The sequence below is a fragment of the Nocardiopsis sp. NRRL B-16309 genome (assembly GCF_001279585.1).
GTDB lineage: Bacteria > Actinomycetota > Actinomycetes > Streptosporangiales > Streptosporangiaceae > Nocardiopsis.
The window spans coordinates 1-23,017 of record NZ_LGEC01000062.1; the positions used below are offsets into that span (position 1 = coordinate 1).

A 23,017-nucleotide genomic window follows, 5' to 3' on the forward strand; every position below is an offset into this window, starting at 1 on the left:
TGCACCTTCAGGCCCTCCAGAACCCCGTCGGCGCCCTCGTCGTGCTTTCCGGCGTCCTCGCGGGCTCGGACGCGGGCGCCTGGAGAACGGGAACCTTCGGCCCCTGCGGTGCGCTCCCTCGTTCCTCGGGGGCGCACCTCTGGTCGCCGTCCGCCCGGACCAGGGTCGTGGACTGGTCCGGGCGGATCGACGGGCCTCGGGATGGTGAACGCGACACGGGCGGTGATCGGTTCCGATCACAGCGAAATCGACGCCGGGCCTGGCGCTTTCCCGCACCGATCAGCGCAGGGTACTCGTTCGATCACCTTACGTGCGTGTCCCGGGGGCGTGTCCAGCACCGCGGCCCCTGTGGAAGACGTGGCCGCCCGGCTCAGGAGGCGTTCGGCTCGGTGGCCTCGGCCGCGCCCAGCAGGGGGCCTGCGGCCTCCGCCAGGCTCGTCTCGGCCACCGGGGCCTCGGGGAGCGACTCCAGCAGGTAAGGCTCCAGGACGACCGCGAGCGAACGCGAGAACGCGTGCGAGAAGTGGTTGGAGTCGTAGTAGGCCAGCTGGTTGCCGATGACCCCCCGGCACACGCCGTCCCCGCACAGGTGCTCGGTCAGGTCCAGGAAGCGGGTGTTGGCCGGGACGTCGGCCAGTTCCTCGTAGGGAGGACGCTCGGCCATGGAGAAGGACTGCTCCTCGACGCATCCGTGCGCGCCCTCGTGGTCCACGCACTCGGCCACGTCGAAGCCGAACCGCGGGGTGTCCCGCACCGCCAGGACCGCCACTCCGAGCTCCTCCAGCTCCCGCCAGCGCTCGACGTAGCCGTCCGGCGTCCGCTCCGGTGGAGTGCCCGGCGGGTCGTCCGCCTCACCGCCGGTCGTCGTGCGGGTCGCGGTCGTGAACACCGCGTCCGGGCCGATCTCGGCGATCCGCTCCATGACGTCGGCGTTCCAGTCCGTGCACTCGGTGTAGGGCTCGCCCCGGTAGACCTGCTCGTCGGTGCTGAACTGGCAGGCGTTCTTGGTCATCATGACCAGCCGCCAACCGTGCTGCTCGGTCACCGCCCGCAGGCCCTGGAACCAGTGCCGGGCGTGCGAACTGCCCGCCAGGACCAGCGTGAACCCGGCCTCCGGGTCGCCGAACTCGCACGAGACGACCTCGGTCGCGTCGGTGAGGGCGTTGCAGTCGCGGGTCTGGTCCACGGTGTCCGTGGCCACCGTCGCGGTGTCGGGGTAGACCGGCAGGGCGGGCAGGTTCTCCGCGAGCACGGGGTTGAGGGTGACGGCCGCGCCCGGGTACGACATCGGGTCCGAGCTCAGCTCATGGCGCAGCCGGCGGTCGTGCTCGATCGCCTGGCCCCACACCAGTCCGGCGAGCAGCACCGGGACCACGAACAGGACCCCGGCCGCGAGCGACCAGGAGGGGGCCCGCAGCGTACGGGTGAGGCGCGTGAGGCTTCCGTCCACCGACCACGTGGTGAGCAGCGCCGCCGCGAACGCGGAGCCCAGCACGAACAGGCCGCCGGCCAGGGTCGGGCGCTCCAGGCCGGTCACCTCCAGGTAGAAGACCAGGATCGGCCAGTGCCACAGGAACAGCGTGTAGGCCCGCCCGCCGAGCCAGACCAGCGGCCGGGCCCCCAGCAGCCGGGTCGCCGAGAGGCGGGCGGGCGCGTCACCGCCGGCCCCGGCGAGGAGGACGGCCGCGGCGGCCAGCGCGGGCCACAGCGACGCGACCCCCGGGTAGGGCAGGGAGTCGCCGATCACGAGTCCGCACATCACCAGCGCGGAGAGGCCGGTCCACCCCAGCGCCATCCGCAGCGCGCGCGGCAGCCGGACGCGGGCGATGACCAGTGCCAGGACGCCGCCCAGCGCGAGTTCCCACAGGCGGGCACCGGTGTCGAAGTAGGCCCACACGGGGTCGGTGGCGGTGATCCACAGCGAGTACCCGAACGAGGCCGCCAGGACCGCGCCCACGGCGGCCAGGGCCGCGGTGCGCACCCGCAGCCCGCAGCGGAGCGCGACCAGCCCGGCGAGGGTGATCAGGACCGGCCACAGCAGGTAGAACTGCCCCTGGACGCCCAGTGACCAGAAGTGCTGCACCGGCCCGGCGGAGGCGTTCTCCGCCATGTAGTCGACCGAGCCCAGCGACAGGTGCCAGTTGCCGTAGTACAGAGCGGAGGCCTGGACGTCGGCGATGACGTCGGTCCACCGCGAGCGCGGCAGCAGCAGGTAGGTGCCGACCAGGACCGCCGCGAGCACGACCGCCCCGGAGGGGAAGAGCCGCCGGGCGAGCTTGCTCCAGAACGCGCCGAAGGCGAGGCGGCCGTCGCGCTCCATGGCGCGCACCAGCGAGCCCGTGATGAGGAACCCGGTCAGCACCAGGAAGACGTCGACGCCGCCGGAGACCGTGCCGAACCAGATGTGGTAGACGGCGATCAGCAGGGCGGCGACGGCGCGCAGCCCCTCGATGTCGGTGCGGTGCGCGGTGCGTGGCGACGCGGACGCGCCGCGCACCTCCTCGGAGGCATGGTTCAGGACGGGAACGGACACAGATCAGCCTTGGGCTCGGCGGCGGTGAGGCGCAGGGGGGCCGGAGTGCGGCGACGGGAAGGGGGCCGGGGGATGGTCGGCGCCCGAGAGAGTGCCCCTGCTTGTCCAGTATCGGCGGCTTACGCCTGTGACCTGTGTGTTTGGCGCTCCTGTTGTCGAGTCGAGATGGAATCTGTGTTAACGCGTATCCGGGTGGGTGGAAACGCAGTGTCACGGGTCACAGATCGCGCGGGGTTCACATCGTGCCCGAAGGCATCAGTCACACCGCGCACGACAGCGCCCGGAGCCGAATCGGTGACCTCGGACTTTATATGGATTTCACATTTGCGTCCGTCCGAGTCACCATGAATGCCGTTTCGTCGTCGCCTCGTGTCATTCGAGGGAGATGTATGTGAACCTTCGGTATTCGGAAGGCGTCCATCTATCGACGGACATCTGAAGCGGCCCCCCGCTCCCAGGCGCCAACGGTCCTGGCCAGTGCTCTGAGGATTCCGTGCACCGCCCTCACCTCTGGGCGGCGCGCCATTTTTCGTCCATTGTTCCTGGAGCTTTCGGCATGCCTGCTTTCACCCTTCGCGATGTCCAAGAACAGACGTACAAGCCGCGTGACTCCTGGTGGACGGTGTGGCTGGTCGACCCCTTGGCTTCACGCCTCGTGAAGGTCACGGCGAACCGGACCGCCATCACCCCGAACCAGCTGACCGTGGCCGCTCTGGTACTGGGCCTGGCCGCCGCGGCGTGCTTCCTCCTCGCCGACTGGTACTGGCTGCTGGCCGGTGCGACGCTCTTCCACCTCAGCTTCGTCCTGGACTGTATGGACGGCAAGATCGCCAGACTCAAGGGCAACGGGTCGGTCATCGGGAGCTGGCTCGACTACGTCTTCGACCGCGTGCGGGTCCTGATCTGCGCCGTCGCCCTCATGGGCGGCCAGTTCGCCCAGACGGAGAACCCCGTCTTCCTCTGGTTCGCGCTGGGCATCGTCTTCACGGACATGTTCCGCTACCTCAACTCGCCCCAGATGGCCAAGGTACGGACCGCGATGCGTCGGCACATGGTCCGAGCCATCAGGGAGGCGGAGGAGAGCGACGCCCCGGAGAGCGGCCGGGTCCGTCTCCTGGCCACCCGGTTCGACGAGGACACCGCGGCTCAGGACGAGGAACAGGACGAGCCCCGGAGGACCCAGGAGAACGCCCAGGAGGAGGCCGGAGCGGCCGAACCCACCCCGGGCGTCAGGGCGCGCCAGATCCAGAGCACCGCGCTGCAGGCCGGTTTCCACCAGCGGTTCCCGTGGTACGAGCGGTTCCGCGACGTCCTGCGTGCGAACCGCATCCGTCCGCACCTGTTCAGCGGCATCGAGTTCCAGATGGGCGTGTTCATCGTCGCCCCCCTGGTCGGCGCGTTCTCCACCGTCGGCATGCTCGCGACCATCATCGGATCGTCCGCCCTGATGTTCGCCTTCGAGTTCCTGATCATCTACAAGCTCTGGCTGTCCACGCGCGAGTTCACGCGGGTGAAGAACGACATCAACACCGTCCTGTCCCAGGTCACCGAAGAGCACCGCGCGGCCTAGCGGGCCGGAGGCGGCCGTGCCGCGAAGCCGTCGACGGGCCCCGGGCGATGGATCGCCCGGGGCCCGTTCCCCTGTGCGGGTCGGCTACCTCTTCGAGGGGGCGAGCAGACTGAGCGCCCAGTAGACGACCAGGGCGGACAGGAAGCCCACGGCCCAGCCGTAGTCGGCGAGCGGCGACAGGAACGGGATGAGGCCCGCCTCCGGGAAGGGCCCCGCGCCCGGGTCGGAGTGCGAGCCGCCCACCGCCAGGACCGCGCCCACCGCGAAGGCGGCCAGGGCCCGCCAGTTCCAGCCGCCCGTGTACCAGTACGCCGAGTCGCGCGTGTAGAGCGCGTTCAGGTCCATGCGGGTGCGGCGCAGCAGCCAGTAGTCGGCGATGAGGATGCCGCCCACGGTCCCCAGGATGCCGCCCACGGTGCCCAGCCACGTGAAGATGTAGATGTTCGGGTCCGAGATCAGCCGCCACGGGAAGATCGCGACGCTCACCAGGCTCGTGATGATCGCGCCCGTCCGGAAGCTGATCAGCCGGGGCTTGAGGTTGGCCAGGTCGTAGGCCGGGCCCACCAGGTTGGCGGCGATGTTCGTGGACACCGTCGCCAGCAGCACCACGAAGGTGGCGAAGAGCAGCGCGATCCCGTTGTCCATCTGCGCGACGATCTCCACCGGGTCCCACAGCGTCTCGCCGTACACCGCCTGCGTGCCCGCGCTCACCATGACCGCCAGCAGGGCGAACGCCGCCATCGTGGTCGGCAGGCCGAACGTCTGGCCCAGCACCTGCGCGCGCTGCGTGGACGCGAAACGGGTGAAGTCGCTGATGTTCAGGCTCAGGGTCGCCCAGAACCCGATCATCGCCATCAGGGACGGGAAGAACAGCGCCCAGAACTCCGGGCCCCAGCCCAGGTCGGAGTTGACCGCGAACAGCGGCGCGAAGCCGCCCGCCTGCACGACCATCCACGCCAGCAGGGCGACGCCGCCCGCCAGCATGAGCGGGGCGGCCCACACCTGCACCTTGCGGACGCCCTCCATGCCCCAGAGGATGATCGCCAACTGGGCCAGCCAGAACAGGCCGAACGACAGCCACATCGTCCACGGCTGCCCGCCGACCGCCGCCGCCTCGCTCCAGCCGTCGCCGAACACGCGCCCCAGGAGGATGAAGACGCCCTGGCCGCCGATCCACGTCTGGATGCCGTACCAGCCGCACGCGACCGCGCCGCGCAGCAGCGCGGGCAGGTTCGCGCCCCGCAGCCCGAAGGACGCCCGCGCGAAGATCGGGTAGGGGATGCCGTACCGCGCCCCGGCGTGGCCGGTCAGCACCATCGGCACCAGCACGATGAGGTTGCCCAGTGCGATGGTCAGGACCGCCTGGCGCCAGTCCATGCCCACCGCGACCAGGCCGCCGGCCAGTGTCCAGGCCGGGATGTTGACCGACATGCTGATCCACAGGGCGGTGAAGCTGCCCGTGCCCCAGGTGCGCTGGGAGATCGGGACCGGGTGCAGGTCGGCGTTGACGTAGGGGCCCGGCGGCAGGGCGGTGCCCTCGGGCAGGGAGACCCGCCCGTCGGCGTGCGTGACGGCCGCGGCGGATTCGGGGGAGGGAGGGGCGTGGGTCACGTGACACCTGGTTTCGGTGGAGCTGACGGGGGATCGGCCGGGCGCGCACCTGCCCGGACCCGGCCAGGACAGTGTGCGCGCCCGTTGTTGACTCGGTGTTTCAGGTCAGGCCCGGGATGATCTCACTGCCGTAGGCGTCGATGACCCCGTCGACGTCGTCGTGCATGGCGTACACGGCGAACTGGTCGACTCCGGCCTCGCGCAGCCGCTCCAGCTTCTCCTTGTGCTCGTCGATCGTGCCCAGCAGGCAGAACCGGTCCACGATGGGGTCGGGGACGAAGGCGGTGTCCGGATTGTCCGCCCGGCCGTGGTGGCTGTAGTCGTACCCCTCGCGGGCGCGGATGTAGTCCGTCAGCTCCTCCGGGACGGCGCCGGAGTGCTCCCCGTAGCGCGACACCAGGTCCGCCACGTGGTTGCCCACCATCCCGCCGAACCACCGGCACTGGTCGCGGGCGTGCGCCAGCGCCTCCGGCGAGCCGTCGGTGACGTAGGCGGGCGCCGCCACGCACACCTTCACCTCGTCGGGGTCGCGGCCCGCCTCGGCCGCCGCCGCGCGCACCGCCTTGACCATCCACTCGGTCAGGTACGGGTCGGCCAGTTGCAGGATGAACCCGTCGGCCTGGCGGCCCACCAGGGACAGCGCCTTGGGCCCGTAGGCGCCCATCCACACCGGCAGGGCGCCCTCCCTCACCCAGGGGATGCGCATCGCGGCGCCGTCGACGTCGGCCTCCCGGCCCTCCGCGAGGTCCTTGATGGCGCGCATCGCCCTGCCGAGCCGGTCCAGGGTGGCGGGCTTGCGGCCCGCCACGCGCATCGCCGAGTCGCCGCGGCCGATGCCGCACACCGTGCGGTTGCCGTACATGTCGTTGAGCGTGGCGAACAGGGAGGCCGTGACCTCCCACGTGCGCGTGCTCGGGTTGGTCACCATCGGGCCGACGACCAGGTCGCGGGTGCGCTCCAGGACGCGGCTGTAGATGACGAAGGGCTCCTGCCAGAGCACGACCGAGTCGAAGGTCCACCCGTGGGTGAACCCCAGCCGGTCGGCGCGCTCCATCCGCTCCACCAGCAGGTCGGCGGGCGGGTCGGTCTGTAGGACGAGTCCGATTTCCACGCTGTGCTTCCTCCTCAGACCAGGTACTGGCAGGTGGACCTGGGCACGAACCGGCCGTGGCCGGCCTCGCCCAGGTAGGCGCCGTCGTCCACGACGACACGGCCGCGCGAGAGCACCGTGCGCGCGCGGCCGGTGAGGCGCTTGCCCTCATAGGCGGAGTAGTCCACGTTCATGTGGTGGGTCTCGGCCGAGACCACCTGCTCGGCCGCCGGGTCGTAGACGACCAGGTCGGCGTCGGCGCCCGGCGAGACGGTGCCCTTGCGCGGGTAGAGGCCGAACATGCGCGCCGGGGTGGCGCAGGCGATCTCGATCCACCGACGGCGGCTGATGTGCCCGTCCACCACGGCCTGGTGCAGCAGGTCCATCCGGTTCTCCACGCCCGGCATGCCGTTGGGGATCTTGGAGAAGTCGCCCCGCCCCATCTCCTTCTGGCCGCTGAAGCAGAACGGGCAGTGGTCGGTGGAGACCACGGACAGGTCGTTGGTGCGCAGCGCCCGCCAGAGGTGTTCCTGGTGCTCCTTGGGGCGCAGCGGCGTGGAGCACACGTACTTGGCGCCCTCGAAGTCCGGCTCGGCCAGGTTGTCGGTGGACAGGAACAGGTACTGCGGACAGGTCTCGCCGAAGACGTTGAGCCCCTTGGCCCGGGCTCGCGACAGCTCCTCCACGGCCTCGTTCGCCGACACGTGCACGACGTAGAGCGGCGCTCCGGCCACCCGCGCCAGCTGGATGGCGCGGTGGGTGGCCTCGGACTCCAGCAGGGCCTTGCGGACCTCGCCGTGGTAGCGGGGGTCGGTCCGGCCCTCGGCCAGGGCCTGTTCGACGAGCACGTCGATGGCGATGCCGTTCTCCGCGTGCATCATCGTCAGCGCGCCGTTGGCGGCGCCCCGCTGCATGGCCCGCAGGATCTGGCCGTCGTCGCTGTAGAACACGCCCGGGTAGGCCATGAACATCTTGAACGAGGTGATGCCCTCGTCCACCAGGACGTCCATCTCCTTGAGCGAGGACTCGTTGACGTCGCTGAGGATGGCGTGGAAGGAGTAGTCGACGGCGCAGTTGCCCTCGGCCTTGGCCATCCACGCGTCCACGCCCGCCCGCACCGCCTCGCCGCGGCTCTGGATGGCGAAGTCGATGATGGTCGTGGTGCCGCCCCACGCGGCGGCCCGGGTGCCGGTCTCGAAGGTGTCGGCGGAGTAGGTGCCGCCGAAGGGCATCTCCATGTGCGTGTGCGCGTCCACGCCGCCGGGGATCACGTAGTGCCCGGCGGCGTCGATGACGTCGGCGCCGCTGTCGGCCCAGGTGCGCGCGGTGTCGCTGCCGCGCAGGGCGAGGGCCGCGACCTTGTCGTCCTCGATCAGGACGTCGGCCTCGACCTCCTCCGCCGCGGTGACGACCAGGCCGCCGCTGATGACGGTTCGTGCCATGTGCCTGCCCCCTATCCCTCGACCAGCGGCCCGTAGGCGTCCGGGCGGCGGTCGCGGTAGAACGCCCACTGCTGCCGGACCTCGTCGATCAGGTCGAAGTCGAGGTCGCGGACGACGAGTTCGGCGGCGGTGTCCGAGGCGACCTCGCCGACGAACTGCCCGCGCGGGTCGACGAAGTAGCTGGTGCCGTAGAAGTCGTTGTCGCCGTACTCCTCCACGCCCACCCGGTTGATGGCGGCGACGTAGTAGGCGTTGGCGACCGCCGACGCGGGCTGTTCGAGCTGCCAGAGGTAGCGGGACAGGCCGCGGTGGGTGGCGGAGGGGTTGTAGACGAGCTGGGCCCCGGCCAGGCCCAGCGCCCGCCAGCCCTCGGGGAAGTGGCGGTCGTAGCAGATGTAGACGCCGACCCGGCCGACGGCGGTGTCGAAGACCGGCCAGCCGAGGTTGCCGGGGCGGAAGTAGAACTTCTCCCAGAAGCCCTTGACCTGGGGGATGTGGTGTTTGCGGTACTTGCCGAGATAGGTGCCGTCGGCGTCGATGACGGCGGCGGTGTTGTAGTAGAAGCCCGGCTTCTCGATCTCGAAGACCGGCAGGACCATCACCATGCCCAGTTCGCGCGCCAGGGCGCTGAAGCGGGTGATGGTGGGGCCGTCGGGGACCGACTCGGCCCAGCGGTAGTGTTCGGCCTCCTGCACCTGGCAGAAGTAGGGCGCGTTGAAGACCTCCTGGAATCCGATGACCTTCGCGCCCTGCGCGGCGGCGTCTCGGGCGTATTTCTCGTGCGCCGCGATCATGGATTCGGTGTCGCCGGTCCACTCGGTCTGGACGAGCGCGGCACGGACGGTGTGCGGCATGGTTCCCTCGCTCCTCGGTGAGCGCCTGTTCGCACTGGTCGTGCGAGTAGGTGGTGCGCGTGCCGGAACACTAGGGAAGGGACGAATGGCGGGTCAATGACCAGTGTTCCCGCGTCCGTGCTACGAGCGGGTTACCCATTTTCGTGATCGTGCCGAAAGTGACGCAATGTCCCTTGTGGGGCAGGAGAAATTCAGAGGAAAAGACAGGTTTGGGGCCTTTGTCCGTGCTGAATTTCATGGGTCCGCACAGGTCGCCGGGGCGATTCCGGCCCGTCCGCGCCCGCACGGGCACGGACGGGCCGCCCACCCGGTGTCACGAGTAGAGGTCGACGGTCACCATGAGGCGGGGATTGGCCTCGGGAGTGACCGTCATGTGGGTGATGTCGGTGCCCGGTGCGTCGAAGACGAGCGGGAGGTCCCGGACCTCACGCGTGTTGACGGTGCCGTACGCCGCGTCGTTCCGGAAGCCGAAGTCGGAGTCGAACAGAGCGGCCGTGCCGGCCTCGGCCGAGGGCGTGTACGCCGTCCCGCCGCTGTAGAGGGCGAAATCGGACATGTCCAGGTCGAGTGCGAGGAAGCTCTCGTTGGTGACCCGGAGGACGACGACCACGAAGGCGTCGTGTTCGACGGGGCGGGCGTTGTCGATGGCGTCGCCGAGCATGGGGATGCCGGGGTGGACACCGCGGATCGTGTAGTGGACGTTCCTGACCTCGAAGCGGTCGCCCACGGCGAACGTGCCGCCTCGGTCGTCGTCGGTCACCACAAGGGCGAGGGCGACGACCAGCGCCAGGACCGTGAGTACGCTCAGGCCGCCGCACCCCAGGCCGATCCAGAGCCAGGGGGACTTCTTCCGGGGCGCCGGGGAGAAAAGGGGGTACTGGGGGATGGGCCCGGGATCGTGCATCTCGTCCTTCTCGAACGTGGAGGGCCACCGGGTGTCCCGGCGGCCCTCCGTCACTGCTGCTCCCGTCGGGGGACGGGTCAGTTCAGGTCGACCTCGACCTCGTTGCCGCCGTAGGTCTCGGCGCTCAGGCCGATGGAGGCCAGGTCGTCGGCGTCGGGGACGTCGAAGACGATGGCGGTCTCCACGGGGCTGCCCGGAGTCAGCGTCAGCAGCATGCTGTCCATCGCTCCGGTGGCGTCGTAGTCCTCCTCGATCGCCGAACCGCTGCTGGTGTACAGGTGCTGCTCGTCGCGCCAGAACGACGCCGAAGAGCCCGCGGCCTCGACCTCCAGCCACAGGACGACGTACTCGCCGCCGGGGGTGAAGGTCTGCCCCTCGATGTCGAGCTCGGAGTAGGGGCCCTCGATCTCCAGGGGGGTGAAGATGATGCCCTCGTGCTCGACGGAGTCGCCGATCGTGCCACCGCTGGGACCGTCGAGGGTCTCGCCCCCGGTGTCCGTGTCGGTGTCGGAGTCGGTGTCCGTGTCGGTGTCCAGGTCGGGTCCGCTGGAGGTGCCGGAGTCCGAACCGCTGCCGTCGCCGGTCGGCTCGTCGTTGCCGTTGGCGACGAAGACGATGATGACGACCAGGACGATGCCGATGATGAACAGGCCACCGCAGCCGAGGCCCACGAACAGCCACGGAGACGTCTTCTTGGGCTGGGCCGGCTGCGGTCCGCCCGGGTACGGGGCGCCGTAGGGGTCGCCGCCGGGGGGCATACCGCCGGGGGGCATGCCGCCGGGCGGCATCCCGCCGGAGCCGTGGCCGTAGGGATCGTGCGGCCCGCTGGGACCGCCGTACCCCTGGCCGTAGGGGTCACCGGGGCCGCCGGGGCCGCCCGGGCCCTGGCCGTAGGGGTCACCGGGGCCGCCGGGACCCTGGCCGTAGGGGTCGCCTCCGGGCGGCATACCGCCGGGAGGGCCCATCGGGGGCTGGCCGCCGGTGGGCGGACCCTGCGGGGGCTGTCCGGGCGGAGGTCCCCCGTAGGGGCCGTGGGGAGGCTGGCTCATGGTGGTCCTTGGCTTTCTGCTGCGAGCTGGGCGGGTACCTGCCCCCGTGGGCTGGGGGAGGCGCTCGGGGACGGGTCCGGCCGAGGCGCCCGCGAACAGCGGCTGTTGGTCTCTGGTGGTTCTGACGCCGTCGGGGCCGCGGGGGTTCCGGGAGCGTACTGCCTAGTGTGGGGGTATGGCACGACTGCTCATCGTTCACCACACTGTCTCGCCCGCCACCCAGGAAATGCTGACGGCGGTGATGGACGGTGCCGCGACCGACGATATCGAAGGGGTGGAGGTGCAGGCCAAGGCGGCCCTGGCCGCGACCGTGGGCGATCTGCTCGCGGCCGACGCGGTCCTCCTGGGGACGCCCGCCAACATCGGGTACATGTCCGGCGCCCTGAAGCACTTCTTCGACTCTGTCTATTATCCCGCCATGGGTGATACGAACGGAATGCCTTATTCGCTCTATGTTCACGGCGACAACGACACCTCGGGCGCCGTGCGCGCCGTGGAGTCGATCACCAAGGGGATGGGCTGGCGGCGCCACCGCCCGCCGGTGGCGGTGACCGGGCGGCCGGGCAACGCCGAGCGCGAGGCCTGCTGGGAACTGGGCGCGGTCACCGCGCTGGCGGCCCTGGAGCACGGGCAGGAGCGCTCGCCCTCGGCGTGACGCCCGACGCCGGGCAGCCGGCGCGGTCCCGCGTAGCGCCTGAATCCGGGAGTTCTCGTCGACGGGGAACACAGCTGCGCCCGCGGGCGAGGGGAGGTACAAGCCCACCACGTCGCGGATCTTGTCGCTGATCAGCGGGTTGGGGGAGTGCTCGTAGTCCTGAATGCGCCAGGCTTGCAGACCGAACGCCTTCCAGACCCGGCCCACGCTGGAGGGCGAGACCCTGACCTGGGCGTCGGTGATGGTGTGCGGTGCTCGTCTTCGGTCAGGTTCAGTGGCAGTCGTGTGTCGCCCATGGGTTCAGAGGAACCCGGATCAGGGGCGGTGTCACCACTGGGCCGTGGATCTGGGGCAGAACACGACTCATGTGGTGACACCGCAACGCAAACCAAGGACACTAGCCGGCCGAGTCCTGCTCAGCGCTCGATGTCGTGGTCGCCGCCGTCTGGTGTGTCACTGACCGGTTCCCGTGTACTCCCGGTGTTCTGGGAGCCCGCACCGGCTGGGAGGATTCCGCTTTGAGCAAGCCGCGCGGCCCTGGACAGGCCGGATGAGGCCTGTCCGCTCTGGGCGAGACGTGCGACCCTGGAGGTTCCGGTGGCGGATGGGGCCTGTCCGCTCTGAGCCAGACGCGCGACCTTGGAGGCCCCGGACGGGGTCTGTCCGCTCTGGGCGAGACGTGCGACCCCGGACACCTCACCGGTCTTGGCGGGTTCCGCTGCCACAGTCGAATCCTGCAACTGCTCCTGAAGTGCCGCACCGATCGACCTGTTCGGCCCTGATGCACTGGGGGCCACCCCCTTACGCCGCAGGTCCTGGTGATCCTGCTCCGCGTAGTCGACGGTCATCTTGACGGTGTCATCGACCGGTTCGGTGCGCACCGCGGGATCCGTGCTGCGCATGTATGCGACCGTGGAGTCGAAGCGCGCGATCTCCTGGGGAGTAGGGGCCCTGTTGCGTTCGTCGGTGATCGCCTCGCGAGCCCCGAGGTCGTTCTGCATGGACCCGTCCGGGTTGCGATGGTTCTCGTAGAGAACCTCGCCGTCGCGGTTGGCCACGTAGATGTGGTCGACCTTGCCTGTGGATTCCAGGTAGTGGGCGACGTGGGGGTTGTTCGCGTAGGCCGAATCGTGAAGTCGAGGGTCAACCCACCGCCCGTACTCCTTTGTAGGGTCATCACGGTCCTGCTGGTAGCGGTGGGCGATACCGAGCATGCTGTTCGACTCGTGGGTCGCGACGAACACCGCGGTCGTCTCATACCCCCGATTGCGGAATCCGTCGAGCCAGTAGTCGGCATGCTCCTTGCGCCCGAAGGGGTGGCTGGCGACCACGTCGTACTTGGGGCCACCCATGTCACCGCGAAGGTGGCCGATCAGCTCCTCGTGGAGACCAGGGGGCAGCCTCTGCCCAACAGCGGACTGGCCCTGAAGGCCGTTGGTCCGCATAATCTCGTCGTGCCGTGGATGGATCTTGGCGTTGTCATCCCCGTCGTAGGTCGCGACCGGCTCCTCCCCTAGAGCACTGATCACGTTTTTCTGGGTCGTCGTCTTACCTGCGGCCTGTTGACCCGCGATGATGATGAACTGCGGTTTCTCACCGTCCGAGCGAACAGGAACATCCTCGGGAACAAGCTCCTTAATGCGCCGATTCTTGCGCCGCTCAATCGCGGCGGTCTCCCGAGAATCGCTGGAGTAACTCACGTGTCACTCCACCTATTCTTTTCGCGAAGCCGTCGAATGAGATCCGGGTATTCAGCGACGATCGGCTTTGCCACCTCCACATCCATCCACTTCATGGACTTCAACAGGGCCGTGTGCCTATCGCTTTCGTTCTCGAATTTTTCTTTCTGCTCGGCATCCTCCTCGTCGAAGGCCAGGTCCGAGTAGAGGTACATCACATCCCTGATATACGATTCGGCCTTCTCTCTCAGGTTCAGGTACTCCATCAGTTCCATGCCCTCGGGTGGGAAAGGGCGTTCTTTTCGGGGATCCGACTCACGCCGCTCGCCCTTGTTCTCGCTGTTCACGGAACTCGTCTCCTCATTCGTCGAATTACGTGATGGTACCGCCTGCCCCGTCCAAGCTCCAGCGAAGCAGGTCGAAGCTCGGCCGGTCCCGGTCCGGGCGGAATCCCTCCAGGGCGGGCAGCTGTCAACCGCGTGGCTGGAAGATGCCGACGATGCCGGTCTACGACGAAGACTCCACGGCCTCCCCCTCGAAGGTGAAGTTCTGGAACGCTGACGCCGGCTCCTCGCCCGATTCCGCCTCGCAAGGAGGTGATCCAAGTGAGATTCATTCCAGGCGCCCATGCTCGAAATGCGTGAGCACGAGGGCGGCTCTGGCGATATCCCCGATCTTGCCGGGGCTGGCGGTGATGTGCCGCAGCAGCCGTCACTGCTGCGTGAGCAGCGCGAACCCGCGCTCGCCCAGACAGCGCACACCCCGCTGGAGCTTGTTGAGGGCGCGATTGCCAGGGGCCACGCTGACCTCGCGGTCGCCGCCCGGTGCCACCCACTGGTCCGAACGCCCCTTGGCCTCCCAGATCAGGATCTCGCCCTCCAGCGTGGGCCGGATCTGGAAGGCGTTCTGTTCTGGTCGACGGTTATGGCGCCGCCGAGCGGACGGGGGCTCTGGCGTTGGCCTTCCTCGCGGCGGGATCCACGCGGCGGAGCGCCGCCGTCGGGGATCGGGGACAGCCTTGCGAGTATCGCTGAGAAGACCGTGGATCATCCGGGTCAGACCGGTTCGAGCAAGGCGGAGAGTAAGCCGATCCTGTCGTTCGGTTCGAACTCGAAGTGCAGATAGCGATCATTGATCTCGTACCGGTCGAAAGCCTGTCCGGCGCGTTCCGGGGTGCCGTGTGGACGGCGGTGTCGGCAGGGATCGCTGAACGAGGACTCGCGGGTGGGCGGATGGGTTCTCCAACAGGACTCCTTGGCTCGGATCCGACCGGCGCGGGCCCCGATCCCGTCGTGCCCCTCACCCGTATTCGGCTCCCCGGTCCTTCAAGGTGCTCATGAGGCCCCGGATTTCCGGTCCAACTTCCAGGGAGCAGTTCATTTCTCCGGGGCCTTCGTGCCGGGTTGTTACAGGCTGTCCCGCCGGGCAACGGCGAGGAACGCTCGCCACTCGCTGGAGTCGGCGAAGGTGAGGTACCCGAGGTCTCTGTGCTGCGTGTCCCGGACGGCCGCGCCAGTGGGCAGGTCGGCGATCTCGACGCAGTCGCGGTCGGTGCTGCTGTAGGTGCTCTTGCGGAAGGTCGGTGTGTCGGCGAACGAATTCATGATCGAACTTCCTAGAGGTCGGCGTGCAGCTTCTTCATGAGCTGGATGGACTCGGCCTGGGACTTCGCGGTGACCTGAAGGTGGTCGAAGACCAGGCGGTACCCTGCGATCTCCGGCTCCTCTTCGAGGAACAGGCCCTCCGTTCTCGACTCCAGATAGACGAGCGGTGCGTCCAGATCGTCAGGGAAGTCGAGGATGACGAAGGGACCGGAGATCCCGGGGTGCAGGCCTGCGGAGAACGGCAGCACCTGGATGGTGATCCCGTTGTCGGGGTCTTCCGCCAGATCGATGAGGTGGCGGAGCTGCCCATCGGCTACACCGTTGGTGGAGGGAAGCCGCAGGAGCGCGGACTCGTCGATGACGGCCCAGACCGTCGGTGGCTGGTCACCGGTCAGTATTTCCTGCCTTGCCATCCGGGCTTCGACTCGACGCTCAACTTCCTTGGCCGGACGAGTGAGGGTGGCACGCGCAGAGGCTTCGGCGTAGCCGGGAGTCTGGAGCAGGCCCGGGATGACGATCGGTTGGTAGGTCGAGATGACCGAAGCCTCAGACTCGAACCCGACCAGCGAATCCGATCCGAATACGTCCTTGAACTTGGTCCACCATCCCCGAACGCGGGACTCCCGGGCCAGGTCGAGGATCGCCTCGCATCGTTCTGAGTCGGTGACCTCGTAGAAGTCGAGCAGCTGGCGGATGTTGCCCAGGTCGGGCCGGACCCACTTGTTCCCCTCCATGTGAGCGAGACGGCCGCGCGACCATTCAAGACTGTCGGTGACTTCTTCGAGCGTCTTCCCTCGCTGGTGCCTGAGCTGCCGGAGCACGGCAGACAGTCGGCGGCGTCGCACGCTTGGGCTGAATCTCCTGGTCATCGTGCCTCTCCCGGGGGTGGTCGTCCTGATCGTATGGCGAACTTCTCAATAGGTCATCTTTCGGAATCCTGGGATCGGATTCCGTTCATTCACTTGCAAACTTTAGATTCCTAAGTTCATCATGGACGAGTAGTCATCCGAACCGCCCGCCCCCAGCGGCATCTACGTTGAGGAGGCGCCCTGTGCGCTACCTGCGTTCTGTGGACCTGGAGGCCGTGCGCGCCACGGCCGCGCGGTCCTTCCACCTGACCCGGGCTCCCGAACCCTCCGACCCCCTCGCCACTCGATCCCCGGCGCCCGAACCCCCGGAATCGGTCGTGGTGTCCTTCCCGAAGAGCACCGACCGGCCTGCGACCGACGACGACGGCGGCTGGGAGCGGCGGCCGTTGGCCCCCGTGATCGAGCTGTGCGAGCACTACCGGCACCGGGAGGGGCGCCCCGGACTGCGCGTGGCCGCCTTCCGGGCCTGCTCGTGCGACTGGGTGGAGCGGCCCAAGCTCCACCGGCCCAAGCACGCCAAGTGCGCGTCCGAACCCGCGAAGCCGCGCAGGCGTCGGGCTTCGCGGGTACGGGCCTACGTCTCCCACCCGGGCGGGGACCTGGCCCCGCTCGCCTTGGCGGTGCGCTCGTGGATGTCGGTGGTCGCTGTCTCGGCTCCGGACGGCGGCATGTCCCCGCGCGGCCCGGGGCTGGAGGCGGTGGCCTGATGAAGCGGACGATCTGCGACATCCGCGAACTGCCCTCGCTGGCCGCGTTGGAGGTGTGGGCGGCCGAGAGGCACGTGGCCATCGAGTACCTCGGCCGGTCGCTGCGCGACGAACCCGTCTACGGCGCCCGACGCGGTGTGGTGACCAGGGTGGCGCGGGGCAAGCGGGAGGGCCCGAGCCGGGTGGCGTGGGCGTGGGAGTCCCCGCTGGAGCGCCTCTCACACGGCGACCTCGGCGAGTGGGGCAACCACCTCAACCGCAAGGGGTGCAGGCCATGAGCAGTGCGAACGAGATGCCCGAGGACCCATGTCCGCGCTGGTGCGAGGCCGACCACGGCATCGACACCGAACGTATGCGTCACCTGCGCCTGGTGCGCGACCGGGGCGAGGAGGGCGTCAGCGTGTGGCTCACGAGATCGGACAGCTGGGCCGGGAAACGGGGCCTGGGGCTGGTGGAGGTGACCGTGTGGGGCCGTCGGGGCGGCTACACCCGCACCTCGCTGGAACCGTCGATGGCCCGGCTGCTCTCCGACCTCGCCGAGCGGTGCGGGCACGCCGAGCTGTCCACGGCCCTGGCCGAGGCCGCCGACCTGGTGGAGGCGACCCCTGACCGCGTGCCCGCCCCCGGATCCGGTCGCGCCGCCGCCCCCTGATCGCGTGCACGTGACCCGGCCGCCGCCCTGGCCGAGGCCGCTGACCTGTTGGAGTCCCCCCCCTGAGCCCGCTCCGGCTCCGAGCCCGACACCGGCCCCCTGACACGACGGTGCCCCCGTCGAGGGGACGGGGGCACCAGGCGCCGCGTGGGGACGAGGGACGGGGCCAGGGGCCCCAGGGGGCTCTAGAGCCGGTCCCAGGCCTCGGTGAGGACCTTGCGCAGGATGCGCTCGATCTCGTCGAAGTGCTCCGGCCCGCAGGTCAGCGGCGGCGAGAGCTGCACGACGGGCTCGCCGCGGTCGTCGGCGCGGCAGACCAGCCCGGCGTCGAACAGCGCCTGCGACAGGAAGCCCTTGAGCAGGCTCGTGGACTCCTCCGCGGTGAAGACCTCCTTGGTCTCCTTGTCCTTCACCAGCTCGATGCCGTAGAAGAACCCGTCACCGCGGACGTCGCCGACGATCGGCAGGTCCAGCAGCTTCTCCAGGGTCGCCCGGAAGACCGGCCCGTTCTCGCGGACGTTGTCGAGGATGCCCTCGCTCTCGAACAGGTCGAGGTTGGCCAGCGCCGCGGCGGCCGCGACCGGGTGGCCGGCGAAGGTGATGCCGTGCAGGAACGCGCTGCCGGGCTCCTTGAACGGCTCCATGACCCGCTCGCGGGCGATCACGCCGCCCAGCGGCACGTAACCGCTGGTGGCGCCCTTGGCGAAGGTGATCATGTCCGGCAGGTAGCCGTACTTGGTGGCGCCGAAGTACTCACCGAGGCGACCGAAGGCGCAGATGACCTCGTCCGAGACCATGAGCACGCCGTAGCGGTCGCAGATCTCCCGCACGCGCTGGAGGTACCCGGGCGGCGGCGGGAAGCAGCCGCCGGAGTTCTGCACCGGCTCCACGAACACCGCGGCGACGGTGTCCGGGTCGTTCTGCAGGATCGCGTCCTCGATCTGGTCCGCCGCCCAGCGGCCGAACGCCTCGTGGTCGTCGCCGTGCACGGGCGCGCGGTAGAAGTCGGTGTTCGGCACCTGGATGGTGCTCGGCACCAGCGGCTCGAACGGGGTCTTGATCGCCTGGAGGCCGGTGATCGAGAGCGCGCCGAGGCTGCTGCCGTGGTAGGCGATCTTCCGGCTGATCACCTTGTGCCGGGTGGGCTCGCCGATCGCCTTGAAGTACTGGCGCGCGAGCTTCCAGGCCGACTCGACGGCCTCGGAACCGCTGGTGGTGAAGAAGACGCGGTTGAGGTCGCCGGGCGCCAGGTCCGCCAGCCGCGCGGCCAGCTCCGCCGCCTTGGGGTGGGCGTAGGTCCAGATCGGGAAGTAGGCCAGCTCCTTGGCCTGCTCCGCGATCGCGTCCGCGATCTCCTCGCGGCCGTGCCCGACCTGCGAGACGAACAGGCCGGCGAGGCCGTCCAGGTACTTCTTGCCCTCGGAGTCGTAGACGTGGACGCCCTCACCACGGGTGATGACGGGGACGTCGGCGTCGTCGTATCCGGCCATCTCCGTGAAGTGCATCCACAGATGGTCCTTGGCGGCCCGCTGGATTTCTGCCGGGCTCAGGTGCGCTGCCACTTGGTGCTCCCAAGATCGCTGAGTGGGGCGGGGACCTCGGTCGGGTCGACCCGGGGGACCCGAACGGGGTCCTCTCAACAGAAATAGTCGCATCTTTGGCGCCAGTGTCAAGTATCCGTCGGGAAACCCAATCTTTACAACGGAATCCCTTGAAGTCGGGCGTCCTGCCTGGCAGTGTGACAGTTCACACCGCCAGCACGTCCGTCGTGCCCCGACCAGCGCGTCTACGGCGCGCCCGACCCGCAGGAGCCACTGTGACCCAGGAGTCAGGCACCGAACACCTCCGCAACTTCGTCAACGGGGAGTACGTCGACACCGCCGACGGGGCACGTGCCGACCTCGTGGACCCCTCGACGGGCAAGGTCTTCGCCACCGCCGCCGTGTCCGGGGCCGAGGACGTCGACCGCGCGTTCAAGGCCGCCCAGAACGCCTTCGAGGGCGGTTGGCGCGACTCCACGCCCGCCGAGCGGCAGATCGCCATGAACAAGTTCGCCGACGCCGTCGAGGAGCGCGCCGACGACCTCGTCGACGCCGAGGTCCGCAACTGCGGCAAGCCGGTCGGCCTGACCAAGAGCGAGGAGATCGGCCAGGTCCTGGACGCCCTGCGCTTCTTCGCGGGCGCCGCGCGCAACCTGGAGGGGCGCGCCGCGGGCGAGTACATGGCCGACCACACCTCGTGGATCCGGCGCGAGCCCCTGGGCGTCGTCGGCCAGATCACCCCGTGGAACTACCCGATGGCCATGGCCGCCTGGAAGATCGGCCCCGCCATGGCCGCGGGCGACACCATCGTCCTCAAGCCCTCCGACACCACGCCGCTGTCCACGCTGCTCCTGGCGGAGATCGCCTCGGAGTTCTTCCCGGCCGGCGTGTTCAACGTCGTCACCGGCAACCGCGACACCGGCCGCGCCCTGGTGGACCACCCCGTGCCCGCGCTGATCTCGCTCACCGGCTCCACGCGCGCCGGGTACGAGGTCGCCCAGGCCGGGTCCAAGGACCTCAAGCGCCTGCACCTGGAGCTGGGCGGCAAGGCCCCCGTCATCGTCTTCGACGACGCCGACGTCGAGAAGGCCGCCGCCGGGATCGCGGAGGCCGGGTACTTCAACGCCGGCCAGGACTGCACCGCCGCCACGCGCGTGCTCGCCGCCCCCGGCATCCACGACGACCTGGCCGCCGCGCTCGCCGAGCAGGCGCGCGGCACCGTCACCGCCCCGCCCAGCAACCCCGACGCCGCCTACGGCCCCGTCAACAACGCCAACCAGCTGGCGCGCGTCACCGGGTTCCTGGAGCGCACCCCCGACCACGCCGAGGTGCTCGCGGGCGGCCACCGGGTCGGCGACGAGGGCTACTTCTTCGCACCCACCGTCGTGTCGGGCCTGCGCCAGGGCGACGAACTCGTGACCGACGAGATCTTCGGCCCGGTCATCACCGTCCAGCGCTTCACCGACGAGGACACCGCGGTCTCCTGGGCCAACTCCGTCGAGTACGGCCTGGCCTCCAGCGTGTGGACCAGGGACCACGCCCGCGCGCTGCGCGTCTCGCGCCGCCTGGACTTCGGCTGCGTGTGGATCAACACCCACATCCCCATCACCGCCGAGATGCCGCACGGCGGCTTCAAGCACTCCGGCTACGGCAAGGACCTGTCGACGTACTCCTTCGAGGAGTACACCCGGATCAAGCACGTCATGAGCTACATCGGTGACTGAGCCGTCGGCACCGGAACCGCCGCCGGACCCGCGTCCCCCCGTACCAGGAACGAGAGCTGATAGGAACTCCGACGCCATGGCCACCAGCACCACGAGTCCCACGCCCGAGGCACCGCCCGCCACCGAACCGGCGGCGAACCGGCCCGCCATCACCCTCAACGGGGTCGTCAAGGCCTTCCGCTCCGGTTCGGAGACCGTGCGCGCGGTCGACGGCGTGGACCTGGCCATCGAGGCCGGGGAGTTCTTCTCCCTGCTCGGTCCGTCCGGCTGCGGCAAGACCACCACGATGCGCATGATCGCCGGGTTCGAGGAGCCCACCGAGGGCACCGTCCTGCTGGAGGGCAAGGACGTCACCGGGGTGGCCGCCAACCACCGCGACGTCAACATGGTCTTCCAGAGCTACGCGCTGTTCCCGCACATGAGCGTCGCGGACAACGTCGCCTTCGGGCTCCGGCGCCGCCGGGTGCCCAAGGACCAGATCCGCACCCGGGTCGCCGAGATGCTCGACCTCGTCGAGCTCGGACACCGCGCCAAGCACCGGCCCACCCAGCTCTCCGGCGGCCAGCAGCAGCGCGTCGCCCTGGCCCGGGCCCTGGTCAACCAGCCCAGCGCCCTGCTGCTGGACGAACCGCTCGGCGCGCTCGACCTCAAGCTCCGCCAGTCCATGCAGGTCGAGCTGAAGCGCATCCAGCGCGAGGTCGGCATCACCTTCGTCTACGTCACCCACGACCAGGGCGAGGCGCTGACGATGTCGGACCGCATCGCGGTCATGAACGAGGGCCGGGTGGAACAGCTCGGCACACCCGCGGAGATCTACGAGCGCCCGGCCACGCGCTTCGTCGCCGACTTCATCGGCACCAGCAACCTGGTCAGGGGCGTGGTGAAGGGCCGGGCGGGCGACCACTGGAAGGTGGAGGTCGCCGACGGCGCCACCGCCCTGGTCGCCGAGCTTCCCGACACCGTCACCACCGGAGCGCACATCCACCTGACCGTGCGGCCCGAGAAGATGCGCATCGGCACCGACGCCCCGGGAACGGACGTCAGCCGGGTCCCCGGGACGGTCACCGAGACCGTGTACATGGGCTCGTCCACGCACTACCAGGTGGACATCGGGGGCGGCGAGGAGGTCACCGTCTACCAGCAGAACGCGTCCGGCTCGACCCTGGTCGCCCAGCGCGGCGAGTCCGTGTGGCTGTCCTGGCGCCCCGAGCACTCCTACGCGCTGTCCTCCTGAGCATCCCCCAAGAACGAGTAGGGAACGACGACATGAGCAACCGCCCTCGCCCCAACCTGAACACACCGCTTCTCCGGGGCCTCACCCGCGCCCGGCGCTCCCCGCTGGTGCTGCCCGGCATGACCCGGCGCCGCACCCTGCAGGCAGGCGGCGCCGCGGCCGCCGCCCTGGCCCTGTCCGCGTGCGGCGTCGGCGGCCAGCAGAGGGACCCCGCGGCGAGCGAGGACTACTGGGCCGACAAGGAGCAGACCGGTTCCCTGCGCTTCGCGAACTGGCCGCTGTACATGGACTCCGAGCGCACCCAGCTCCAGCAGTTCACCGAGTCGACCGGCATCGAGGTCGACTACAAGGAGGACGTGCAGGAGGCGGCGTCGTTCTTCGGGCAGATCCAGCCCCGCCTGGCCAACGGCGACGACACCGGGTACGACCTCATGGTGCTGCCCAACGGCTTCGAGCTCGCCAAGCTCATCGAGCTCGGCTACCTCGTGCAGCTCGACCACACGAAGCTGCCGAACTACGCGGAGTACGCGGGCGAGTCCTACAAGAACACCGCCTACGACCCGGGGAACCAGTTCACGGTGCCCTACACCTCGGGCATCACCGGCATCGCCTACAACCCGGAGTACGTCGACCGGGAGATCACCAGCATCGCCGACCTCTGGGACCCCGCGTTCGAGGGCAAGGTCGGGATGATGGGCGACGCCCAGGAGATCGCCAACTTCGGCCTCCTGCTCAACGGCGTCAACCCGGCCGACTCCACCCTGGAGGACTGGGAGGCCGCCGCGGAGAAGCTGCGCGAGCAGCGCGACGCCGGCATCGTGCGCGCCTACTACGACCAGGACTTCATCCAGCCGCTCACCAACGGCGACCTGTGGATGACCATGGCCTGGTCCGGCGACATCTACCAGCAGAACGCCGAGGAGGGCACGAACCTGAAGTTCGTCGTGCCCGACGAGGGCGCCACGCTGTGGACCGACAACCTGATGATCCCCTACACCTCGCAGGCGCCGGTGGACGCCATCGAGCTGATGAACTTCCTGTACGACCCGGAGATCGCCACCGGGCTCACGGAGTACATCGCCTACATCACGCCGGTGCCCCACGCCCAGGAGGTCATGGCCGAGTGGGCCGACGCCGAGGACGGCAGCGAGCGCGGTGAGGCGCTGCGGGAGATGGCGGAGAGCTCCCTGGTCTTCCCGACCGAGGGCGACTACCAGAAGCTCCACAACTACGTGAACCTGGAGGCCGACGCCCAGGAGGAGTTCGCCTCCCTCTTCCACGAGATCACGCAGAGCTGAG

General features: G+C 69.3%; 20 protein-coding genes. 8 read left to right on the top strand and 12 right to left on the bottom strand.

The features are described 5' to 3' along the window. Nucleotides 1-370: 370 nt before the first annotated feature. The gene (locus ADL05_RS08580; protein WP_053616346.1) at nt 371-2,533 is read right to left on the bottom strand and encodes an acyltransferase family protein; all 2,163 of its coding nucleotides are present in this window, start codon (nt 2,531-2,533) and stop codon (nt 371-373) included. A 556-nt stretch (nt 2,534-3,089) separates the two neighbouring features. Here ADL05_RS08580 and ADL05_RS08585 point away from each other — a divergent pair. Continuing rightward, entirely contained in the window at nt 3,090-4,103 is a 1,014-nt protein-coding gene (locus ADL05_RS08585) for a CDP-alcohol phosphatidyltransferase family protein (protein WP_053616347.1), read from the top strand. An 84-nt stretch (nt 4,104-4,187) separates the two neighbouring features. On the opposite strand, the gene ADL05_RS08590 is transcribed toward ADL05_RS08585, so the two are convergent. The 6 genes from ADL05_RS08590 to ADL05_RS31040 all read right to left on the bottom strand — a co-directional run bounded on the left by ADL05_RS08590 (nt 4,188) and on the right by ADL05_RS31040 (nt 11,053). Continuing rightward, nucleotides 4,188-5,714, bottom strand: a complete 1,527-nt coding sequence (locus tag ADL05_RS08590; protein WP_053616348.1) for an NCS1 family nucleobase:cation symporter-1 — start codon at nt 5,712-5,714, stop codon at nt 4,188-4,190. 100 nt (nt 5,715-5,814) lie between these two features. After that, on the bottom strand, nt 5,815-6,825 hold the full coding sequence (locus ADL05_RS08595) for a TIGR03842 family LLM class F420-dependent oxidoreductase (protein ID WP_053616349.1): 1,011 nt from the start codon (nt 6,823-6,825) through the stop codon (nt 5,815-5,817). Nucleotides 6,826-6,839: 14 nt separating this feature from the next. Continuing rightward, nucleotides 6,840-8,246: a dihydropyrimidinase gene (gene hydA, locus ADL05_RS08600; protein ID WP_053616350.1), complete on the bottom strand. Its 1,407-nt coding sequence runs from the start codon at nt 8,244-8,246 to the stop codon at nt 6,840-6,842. Nucleotides 8,247-8,257: 11 nt separating this feature from the next. Further along, nucleotides 8,258-9,100, bottom strand: a complete 843-nt coding sequence (locus ADL05_RS08605; RefSeq protein ID WP_053616351.1) for a nitrilase-related carbon-nitrogen hydrolase — start codon at nt 9,098-9,100, stop codon at nt 8,258-8,260. Nucleotides 9,101-9,413: 313 nt separating this feature from the next. Next, the gene (locus ADL05_RS08610) at nt 9,414-10,058 is read right to left on the bottom strand and encodes a DUF4352 domain-containing protein (protein WP_053616352.1); all 645 of its coding nucleotides are present in this window, start codon (nt 10,056-10,058) and stop codon (nt 9,414-9,416) included. A 23-nt stretch (nt 10,059-10,081) separates the two neighbouring features. Further along, on the bottom strand, nt 10,082-11,053 hold the full coding sequence (locus ADL05_RS31040; protein WP_231640666.1) for a DUF4352 domain-containing protein: 972 nt from the start codon (nt 11,051-11,053) through the stop codon (nt 10,082-10,084). Between the two features lie 175 nt (nt 11,054-11,228). On the opposite strand from ADL05_RS31040, the gene ADL05_RS08620 reads away from it, so the two are divergent. After that, nucleotides 11,229-11,708: a flavodoxin family protein gene (locus tag ADL05_RS08620; RefSeq protein WP_053616353.1), complete on the top strand. Its 480-nt coding sequence runs from the start codon at nt 11,229-11,231 to the stop codon at nt 11,706-11,708. Nucleotides 11,709-12,124: 416 nt separating this feature from the next. On the opposite strand, the gene ADL05_RS08625 is transcribed toward ADL05_RS08620, so the two are convergent. The 4 genes from ADL05_RS08625 to ADL05_RS08645 form a co-directional block, all read right to left on the bottom strand. Beyond that, nucleotides 12,125-13,408, bottom strand: a complete 1,284-nt coding sequence (locus ADL05_RS08625; RefSeq protein ID WP_053616354.1) for a zeta toxin family protein — start codon at nt 13,406-13,408, stop codon at nt 12,125-12,127. Then, nucleotides 13,405-13,734: a hypothetical protein gene (locus ADL05_RS08630; RefSeq protein ID WP_156365770.1), complete on the bottom strand. Its 330-nt coding sequence runs from the start codon at nt 13,732-13,734 to the stop codon at nt 13,405-13,407. Before ADL05_RS08630 ends, ADL05_RS08625 begins: the two co-directional genes overlap by 4 nt. A 1,059-nt stretch (nt 13,735-14,793) precedes the next feature. Next, entirely contained in the window at nt 14,794-14,991 is a 198-nt protein-coding gene (locus ADL05_RS08640) for a DUF397 domain-containing protein (RefSeq protein WP_053616357.1), read from the bottom strand. 11 nt (nt 14,992-15,002) lie between these two features. Continuing rightward, nucleotides 15,003-15,812, bottom strand: coding sequence for a helix-turn-helix domain-containing protein (locus tag ADL05_RS08645; protein ID WP_369800910.1), 810 nt, complete (start codon nt 15,810-15,812; stop codon nt 15,003-15,005). A 230-nt stretch (nt 15,813-16,042) separates the two neighbouring features. Between ADL05_RS08645 and ADL05_RS08650 the strand changes: the two genes are divergently transcribed. The 3 genes from ADL05_RS08650 to ADL05_RS08660 are packed head-to-tail and all read left to right on the top strand — an operon-like array spanning nt 16,043 to nt 17,219. Then, nucleotides 16,043-16,567 carry a hypothetical protein gene (locus ADL05_RS08650; protein ID WP_053616359.1) on the top strand — a complete coding sequence of 175 codons (525 nt, stop codon included), beginning with the start codon at nt 16,043-16,045 and terminating at the stop codon, nt 16,565-16,567. Then, nucleotides 16,567-16,845, top strand: a complete 279-nt coding sequence (locus tag ADL05_RS08655) for a hypothetical protein (protein ID WP_053616360.1) — start codon at nt 16,567-16,569, stop codon at nt 16,843-16,845. The genes ADL05_RS08650 and ADL05_RS08655 overlap by 1 nt, the downstream gene beginning before the upstream one ends. Next, a complete protein-coding gene (locus tag ADL05_RS08660; protein ID WP_156365771.1) occupies nt 16,842-17,219 on the top strand; it encodes a hypothetical protein in 378 nt (125 codons plus the stop codon). The genes ADL05_RS08655 and ADL05_RS08660 overlap by 4 nt, the downstream gene beginning before the upstream one ends. A 185-nt stretch (nt 17,220-17,404) precedes the next feature. On the opposite strand, the gene ADL05_RS08665 is transcribed toward ADL05_RS08660, so the two are convergent. Next, the gene (locus tag ADL05_RS08665) at nt 17,405-18,781 is read right to left on the bottom strand and encodes an aspartate aminotransferase family protein (protein ID WP_082376203.1); all 1,377 of its coding nucleotides are present in this window, start codon (nt 18,779-18,781) and stop codon (nt 17,405-17,407) included. 254 nt (nt 18,782-19,035) lie between these two features. On the opposite strand from ADL05_RS08665, the gene ADL05_RS08670 reads away from it, so the two are divergent. The 3 genes from ADL05_RS08670 (at nt 19,036) to ADL05_RS08680 (ending at nt 23,016) form a co-directional block, all read left to right on the top strand. Further along, nucleotides 19,036-20,484 carry a gamma-aminobutyraldehyde dehydrogenase gene (locus ADL05_RS08670; protein ID WP_053616363.1) on the top strand — a complete coding sequence of 483 codons (1,449 nt, stop codon included), beginning with the start codon at nt 19,036-19,038 and terminating at the stop codon, nt 20,482-20,484. A gap of 76 nt (nt 20,485-20,560) precedes the next feature. Next, nucleotides 20,561-21,718, top strand: a complete 1,158-nt coding sequence (locus ADL05_RS08675; RefSeq protein WP_053616364.1) for an ABC transporter ATP-binding protein — start codon at nt 20,561-20,563, stop codon at nt 21,716-21,718. 32 nt (nt 21,719-21,750) lie between these two features. After that, on the top strand, nt 21,751-23,016 hold the full coding sequence (locus tag ADL05_RS08680; protein ID WP_197285730.1) for a PotD/PotF family extracellular solute-binding protein: 1,266 nt from the start codon (nt 21,751-21,753) through the stop codon (nt 23,014-23,016). The last annotated feature ends 1 nt before the right edge of the window (nt 23,017 follow it).